The 8169-nt window shown below is 59.6% G+C and carries 5 protein-coding genes; 3 read left to right on the top strand and 2 right to left on the bottom strand.

The features are described from left to right. Positions 1-22 precede the first annotated feature (22 nt). Both psaB and psaA read right to left on the bottom strand, forming a co-directional pair. Positions 23-2257 (bottom strand): photosystem I core protein PsaB, encoded by a 2235-nt coding sequence (psaB, locus tag ACVWYY_RS08805; RefSeq protein ID WP_414332634.1) that lies wholly within the window; start codon positions 2255-2257, stop codon positions 23-25. Between the two features lie 21 nt (positions 2258-2278). After that, positions 2279-4546 carry a photosystem I core protein PsaA gene (psaA, locus tag ACVWYY_RS08810; protein WP_457404318.1) on the bottom strand — a complete coding sequence of 756 codons (2268 nt, stop codon included), beginning with the start codon at positions 4544-4546 and terminating at the stop codon, positions 2279-2281. Between the two features lie 327 nt (positions 4547-4873). On the opposite strand from psaA, the gene ureC reads away from it, so the two are divergent. The 3 genes from ureC to ACVWYY_RS08825 form a co-directional block, all read left to right on the top strand. Then, positions 4874-6592, top strand: a complete 1719-nt coding sequence (ureC, locus tag ACVWYY_RS08815; RefSeq protein WP_457398220.1) for an urease subunit alpha — start codon at positions 4874-4876, stop codon at positions 6590-6592. 63 nt (positions 6593-6655) lie between these two features. Further along, the gene (locus tag ACVWYY_RS08820) at positions 6656-7762 is read left to right on the top strand and encodes an ABC transporter ATP-binding protein (RefSeq protein WP_457404316.1); all 1107 of its coding nucleotides are present in this window, start codon (positions 6656-6658) and stop codon (positions 7760-7762) included. A 67-nt stretch (positions 7763-7829) separates the two neighbouring features. Continuing rightward, a partial coding sequence (locus ACVWYY_RS08825; RefSeq protein WP_457404314.1) for an IS607 family transposase occupies positions 7830-8169 on the top strand: 340 nt, incomplete at its 3' end.

An 8169-nucleotide genomic window follows, 5' to 3' on the forward strand; every position in this document is an offset into this window, starting at 1 on the left:
TATTCAGCAGGTTATGGGCTTGCTACCCCGACTGAGAGGCTGTCGAGGCGATAACAAAGGCCGCGTAGGTCAGCACGTAACCCACCGTGAAGTGGGCCAGACCCACCAGACGACCTTGGACAATCGACATGGCCACCGGCTTGTCTTTCCAGCGGATCAGCTTGGCCAAGGGAGTGCGCTCATGCGCCCACACCAAGGTCTCGATCAGCTCTTGCCAGTAGCCGCGCCAGGAGATCAAGAACATGAACCCCGTCGCCCAGACCAAGTGGCCAAACAGGAACATCCAGGCCCAAACCGCCAGGTTATTCATCCCGTAGGGGTTGTAGCCGTTGATCAACTGAGCAGAGTTGGCCCAGAGGTAATCCCGCAGCCAGCCCATCAGGTAGGTGGAGTTCTCGTTGAACTGGGCAGTGTTGCCGCTCCAAACCCCAAGCTGCTTCCAGTGCCAGTAGAAGGTAACCCAGCCGATGGTGTTCAGCATCCAGAACATGGCCAGGTAGAAGGCATCCCAGGCGGAGATGTCGCAGGTGCCGCCTCGACCCGGGCCGTCGCAGGGGAAGCTGTAGCCAAAGTCCTTCTTGTCCGGCATCAGCTTAGAGCCGCGGGCATCCAACGCCCCCTTGACCAAGATCAAGGTGGTGGTGTGCAAGCCCAGCGCAATGGCGTGGTGCACCAGGAAGTCACCCGGGCCAATGGGCAGGAACAGGGATCCATTGGGATCGTTGATGGCCTGCAGCCAGCCCGGCAGCCACACGTTGCCGTAGTTGGGCCAAGCGGTAGAAGCAAGGCTGTCGGGGTTGGACAACAACACATCCATGCCGTAGATCATCTTGCCGTGAGAGGCCTGGATGAACTGAGCAAACACCGGCTCGATCAAGATCTGCTTCTCCGGCGTGCCAAAGGCCTGCATGACGTCGTTGTGGACGTACAGCCCCAGGGTGTGGAAGCCCAGGAACAGCGATACCCAGCTGAGGTGGGAGATAATCGCTTCCTTGTGATCCAGCACCCGCGCCAGCACGTTGTTCTTGTTGGCCTCAGGATCATAGTCCCGCACCAGGAAGATGGCCCCGTGGGCAAACGCCCCCACCATCAAGAAGCCAGCAATGTACTGGTGATGGGTGTAAAGAGCCGCCTCCGTGGTGTGATCCATGGACATGAACACGTAGGGGTTAAGGGCGTACATGTGCTGCGCCACCAGCGAGGTCACCACCCCCAGACAGGCCAAGGCCAGAGCCAACTGGAAGTGCAGGGAGTTGTTGACCGTGTCGTAGAGACCTTTGTGGCCTTCTCCCAGCAGGCCTCCGAAGGGAGTGCCCTTGGGGGGGTTGTGGGCGCCAAGGATCTCCCGGATGCTATGGCCAATGCCCCAGTTGGTGCGGTACATGTGGCCGGCCACGATGAAGATCACCGCGATGGCCAGGTGGTGGTGGGCCATGTCCGTCAGCCACAGGGACTGGGTGTTGGGGTTAAAGCCACCCAAGAAAGTGAGGATGGCCGTGCCCGCCCCTTCTGCCGTGCCCCAGACATGGTTGGCCGTGTCCGGGTTCTGGGCATACACCCCCCAGTTGAGGGTAAAGAAGGGCTTCAGACCTGCCGGGTGGGGCAGAGTGGTAAGGAAGTTGTCCCAGCCTACGTGCTGCCCGCGGGACTCGGGGATGGCGACGTGTACCAGGTGACCAGTCCAAGCCAGGGAACTGACCCCAAACAAGCCGGCCAGGTGGTGGTTGAGACGGGCTTCAGCGTTCTTGAACCAGCTCAGGCTAGGCCGGAAGCGGGGCTGCAGGTGCAGCCAGCCGGCAAACAGAAACACTGCCGCCAACAACAGCAGGCCAATCGCGCCGGTGTAGAGATCGCCGTTGGTGCGCAGGCCAATGGTGTTGAACCAATAGTACAGGCCAGAGTAGGCCGCGTTGACGGGGCCGCCGCCCCCCGGTTGGGTAAAGGCTTCCACCGCTGCCTTGCCAAAGTGGGGATCCCAGATGGCGTGGGCGATGGGGGTGACACCCGTGGGGTTGGCTACCCATTGCTCATAGTTGCCTTGCCAGGCGATGTGGAAGACGTTGCCGGAGGCCCACAGGAAGATGATTGCCAGATGGCCAAAGTGGGTGGCGAACAGCTTTTGGTAAAGCCGCTCCTCTGTCATGCCATCGTGGGTCTCGAAGTCGTGGGCGGTGGCAATGCCATACCACAGCCGACGCGTGGTGGGATCGCTGGCCAGGTCTTGGCTGAATTGGGGAAAACGAGTTGCAGTGGTCATGATTGTCTCTTCCTCCTTGCCTTAGCCGAGTGCGGCAAACCGTGCCAGGAAGAACGCCCAAGTGGTCACGATTCCGCCCAGCAGGTAGTGGGCCACACCGACCGCCCGCCCCTGGATGATGCTGAGGGCGCGAGGTTGAATGGCCGGAGCAACTTTCAGTTTGTTATGGGCCCAGACGATGGACTCGATCAGCTCCTGCCAGTAGCCACGGCCGCTGAACAGGAACATTAAGCTGAAGGCCCAGACGAAGTGGGCGCCCAAGAAGAGCAGTCCATAGGCCGACAGCGCCGAGCCATAGGAGTTGATCACCTGCACCGATTGGGCCCACAGGAAGTCCCGCAACCAGCCGTTGATGTTGATAGCGCTGGCCGCAAAGTTGCCTCCGGTGAGGTGCTCAATCGTGCCGTCCGGGTTGACGGTGCCCCAGATGTCGCTCTGCATCTTCCAACTGAAGTGGAAGATCACGATCGAGATGCAGTTGTACATCCAGAACAGCCCTAGGAACACGTGATCCCAAGCGGAGACTTGGCAAGTGCCGCCGCGGCCCGGGCCATCGCAGGGGAAGCGGAAGCCCAGCTTGGCCTTATCGGGGATCAGGCGAGAAGAGCGGGCAAACAGCACCCCCTTGAGCAGGATCAGCACCGTGATGTGGATGGTCATGGCGTGAATGTGGTGAACCATGAAGTCCGCCGTGCCCAGCACCATCGGCATCATGGACACCTTGCCACCCACAGCCACCACATCACCCCCAAAGATGGGGCTTACCGAAGCGCCCACATAGGGAGCAGTGCTAGCGATGGCCTTGGTGTGCAGCGATTGAATCCACTGGGCAAAAATGGGCTGCAGCTGGATGCCTGTATCCGAGAACATGTCCTGCGGACGGCCCAGGGCCTGCATCGTGTCGTTGTGAACGTAGAAGCCGAAGGCGTGGAAGCCCAGGAATAGGCACACCCAGTTCAGGTGGCTGATGATGGCGTCGCGGTGGCGGATCACCCGATCCAAGACATTGTTGCGGTTCACCGCCGGGTCATAATCGCGAACCATGTAGATGGCCCCGTGGGCAGCGCCGCCAACGATAAACAGGCCCCCTATCCACATGTGGTGGGTAAATAAGGAGATCTGGGTGGCGTAGTCAATGCCCATGTAGGGGTAGGGGTTCATGGCGTACATGTGCTGGGCCACGATGATGCTCAGGGATCCCACCATGGCCAGGTTGATGGCCAGTTGGGCGTGCCAAGAGGTGGTCAGCACTTCGTACAGACCCTTGTGGCCCTCGCCCGTGTAGGGGCCCTTGTGGGCTTCCAGGATCTCCTTAATGGAGTGGCCAATGCCCCAGTTGGTGCGGTACATGTGGCCAGCCACGATAAAGAGCACGGCGATGGCCAGGTGGTGGTGGGCCTGATCCGTCAGCCAGAGGGCGCCCGTCTGCGGATCCAGACCACCCTTGAAGGTGAGGAACTCCGCGTACTTGCCCCAGTCCAAGGTAAAGAAAGGCACCACCCCGCTGAAGAAGCCCCAATCCACGCTGGGGAACATCTCCTTCATCAGGGCCGGCTTGAGGATGAATTCATGGGGCAGAGGGATCTGGGCCGCCGGCACGCCCGCATCCAACATCTTGTTGATGGGAATGGCCACGTGGATTTGGTGACCAGCCCAGGCCAAAGAACCCAGCCCCAGCAGGCCCGCCAGGTGGTGGTTGAGCATCGATTCCACATTTTGGAACCACTCCAGCTTGGGAGCCCGCTTGTGGTAGTGGAACCAGCCGGCAAACAGGCACAGCCCGGCCATCACCAAGCCACCGATGGCGGTGCAGAGGAGTTGAAACTCATTGGTGATGCCGGCAGCTCGCCAGAGGTGAAATAGACCAGAAGTAATGCGGATCCCTTCGAAGCCGCCACCCACATCCCCATTCAGGATCTCTTGGCCAAAGATGGGCCAGACCACTTGGGCGCTGGGCTTGATGTTGATCGGATCCGCCAGCCAAGCGGAATAGTTGGAGAACTGAGCTCCGTGGTAGTACATGCCGCTCAGCCAGACGAAAACCACCGCCAAGTGGCCGAAGTGAGCGGAAAAGATCTTACGAGAGACGTCTTCTAAGTCGCTGGTGTGACTGTCGAAGTCATGAGCAAGAGCATGGAGGTTCCAGATCCAGGTCGTGGTCTTGGGGCCACGGGATAGGCTGCGATCGAAGTGCCCCGGCTTAGCCCATTTCTCAAATGAGGTGGGAACCGGATCCACATCAACCGACACCTTGACCTTCGGCTCTCGCTCCTTTGGCGTAGTTGTCATCAAGAACTCCTCTCTTGCGACAAGGAACGAAGCATCCCCACCCCTTGGCAGAAGATTCCCTCAGGGCAGGACTTACCTGGCATTATAGGTCAGGGTTTGTGAGCCCTCAGTTGCTTCACAATAATTAAACGAGGGATCCCTTGTCCCATCGAGGCTGGAGTCGATTGGCAATTGTTTTTTCGATCATAGATGTAAATATATGTAACGAATTTTCAGCCAACCCAATCCGTTCTCAGGAAGGGTTGGAACTGAACAATAGACAGCAAGGGATCCCCTGGGTGGGGATGTGTGGTAAAACCCTGGCAGCCCTTTTGCAGATACCACCCTATGACCCTAGAGATTCCCCGTCGCCAATACGTCAGCAACTACGGCCCCACCGTAGGGGATCGGGTGCGCCTGGCGGATACCGAACTGATCATCGAGGTGGAGGAGGATTTCACCACCTACGGCGAGGAGATTAAGTTTGGGGGCGGCAAAACCATCCGCGATGGCATGGGGCAATCGCCGACGGCCACCCGCGCCAATGGGGCCTTGGATCTGGTGATCACCAACGCCCTGATCCTGGACTGGTGGGGCATCGTCAAGGCGGATGTGGGCATTCGCGATGGCTACATTGTCGGCATTGGCAAAGCCGGCAACCCCAACATCCAAGCGGGGGTGACGCCGGGCATGGTGGTTGGCCCCAGCACTGAGGTGATTGCCGGGGAAAACCTGATCCTGACAGCGGGCGGGATCGATGCCCATGTGCATTTCATCTGTCCGCAGTTGTGCGAGTTTGCCATCGCTTCGGGAGTGACCACCCTTTTGGGGGGCGGAACCGGGCCGGCCACCGGCAGCAACGCCACCACCTGCACCCCTGGAGCTTGGAACTTGGGCAAAATGTTGCAGGCGGCGGAGGGGTTTCCGGTCAATTTGGGCTTTTTTGGCAAGGGGAACGCGGCTTTCCCCGAGGCTCTGCGGGAACAGGTGGAAGCGGGGGCCTGCGGACTCAAGATCCACGAAGATTGGGGATCCACGCCGGCGGTGATCGACAGCTGTTTGCAAGTCTCGGATGAGTACGACGTCCAAACCCTCATCCACACCGATACTTTAAATGAATCGGCTTTTGTGGAAGATACCATCGCCGCCATCAATGGCCGCACCATTCACACCTTCCACACCGAAGGGGCCGGGGGTGGGCATGCCCCCGACATCATCCGCATTGCCTCGGAGCCCAACGTGCTGCCCAGCTCCACCAATCCCACCCGCCCCTTTACCCGCAACACCATCGAAGAACATCTGGACATGCTGATGGTGTGTCACCACCTGAGCAAGAATGTGCCGGAGGATATTGCTTTTGCCGAAAGCCGCATTCGCCCCCAAACCATTGCCGCCGAAGACATCTTGCATGACATGGGGGTGTTCAGCATCATCTCTTCCGACTCGCAGGCCATGGGCCGGGTGGGGGAGGTGATCATCCGCACTTGGCAGACAGCTCACAAGATGAAGGTGCAGCGGGGGCCTCTGCCGCAAGACAGCAGCCGCAACGACAACTTCCGGGCCAAGCGTTACGTGGCTAAGTACACCATCTGCCCCGCCATCGCCCAAGGACTCAGCCACGTCATCGGGTCGGTGGAGGTGGGAAAACTGGCGGATCTGTGTCTGTGGAAGCCGGCCTTTTTTGGGGTTAAGCCGGAAATTGTCCTGAAGGGGGGCCTGATTGCCTATGCCCAAATGGGGGATCCCAATGCTTCCATTCCAACCCCGCAGCCGGTGTACCCTCGCCCCATGTTCGGCAGCTTTGGCCGCGCCTTGACCGAGACCAGCCTCCTCTTTGTCTCCCAGGCTGCCCTAGACCTGGGGATCCCTGAGAAATTGGGGATCCAGCGCCGGGCCGTAGCGGTGAAAAATTGCCGCGAGATCGGCAAAGCGGATTTGAAACTCAATACCGCCACTCCCCACATTGAGGTGAACCCAGAGACCTATGAAGTGCGGGCCGATGGAGAGCTGCTCACCTGCGAGCCGGCAGAGGTGCTGCCCATGGCACAACGGTACTTTCTGTTCTAATTCGGGTGTTCTAATTTGGGAGAGCTTGAGAGCTCTATTGAGCGTTTGATCGGTAACCCAAGCATGGGCCACCTTGTTCTCCGCCACCTCAGCAAGCGCTTCCACAAGGGAGGGATCCCTGTCCTCAGGGATTTGTCTTTGAGCGTGGAGGCAGGGGAGATCTTCGCCCTGCTGGGGCCGTCGGGCTGCGGCAAGTCCACCACCCTCAATCTCATCGCCGGCCTGCTGGAGCCGGATCCCTTGCCCTATCCGGGGGAAATCTGGCTGGACGGGATCCCCCTCAACCCTCTGCCGCCGGAACGGCGCGGCGTGACTTTGCTGTCCCAACACAGCCGCCTGTTTCCCCACCTGAGCGTGGGGGAGAATGTTGCTTTTGGCCTGAAAATGCGGGGCATTCCCCGGGCAGAGCGGGAGGCTGCCGCCTGGCGCATGTTGGAGCGGGTGCAATTGCCCGGCTTTGCTCAGCGTCGGCCCAGTCAGCTCTCTGGCGGACAAGCGCAGCGGGTGGCCCTGGCGCGGGCTTTGGTGATTCGGCCCAAGGTGCTGCTGTTGGATGAACCTTTATCGGCCCTGGATGCCAACCTGCGCCAAGAGATGCAGGCCCTCATCCTGGAGCTGCAGGCGGAAACAGGGGTGACGACGGTGCTGGTTACCCACGATCAAGCAGAAGCCACAGCCATGGCCCAACGCATCGGCCTGATGTTTGAGGGGCAGCTACACCAGGTGGGATCCCCTGTGGAGTTCTATCAGCAGCCGCGCTCCGAGCGCATTGCCCGCTTTTTTGGCGGGGTCAATTTTTTCGATGCGCAGGCGGAGGGTCACCAGCTTCGCCTCAACAACGGGATCCTCTTGAAAAGCGCCGCGCCACTCCAAGGTCAGGTGCGGCTGACGGTGCGCCCGGAACAGGTGCAGGTGCTTCCCCAGCCGCCCGGCTTGGCCGACAATGTTTTCTTGGCCCAGGTGATGGCGGAACGCTTTGCGGGCACCCAGCGACGGCTGACCTTACAAACCCCTTGGGGCAGTCTGCAGGCTTGGGTGGCTCCCCATCAGGTGTTTGCGCCGGGGCAGACGGTGTGGATCCACTTGCCGACAGAGGCTCTGTGGCCTGTGGAGATTGGCGGGGATCCCTCACCCCCGGCCCTTTTCCCAAAGGAAGAGGGGAGAGTATGACTCTAGTCAATGATATGCTGGACTATACTGGAAATAACGTATAGTATGTTCAGCATGGCTGCTTAGTATGGCTAGGTATGTGAAACCGAGAGAAGCGGCGGACTATTTCGGGGTATGTCTCCACACTTTGAGGCGATGGGAACAGAAAGGTTGGATCAAGGCAATACGCACACCATCCGGTAGGGCGAGAAGGTATGACCTCGACAGCTACATCAAAACGCCAAGAAAAGTCAAACGAGTCGTTTTGTACGCCCGAGTCAGCAGCCGAGGGCAGAAGCCAGACTTGGAGAGACAGATTGCAAGGCTGGTTAGCCTCTATCCTGGAGCCGAAGTGGTCGGAGAGATTGGCGGCGGTCTCGACTTCAAAAGACCAAAGTTCCTTGCCTTATTGGAGCGAGTTCGTACAG

The sequence above is a fragment of the Thermostichus sp. MS-CIW-34 genome (assembly GCF_054060435.1).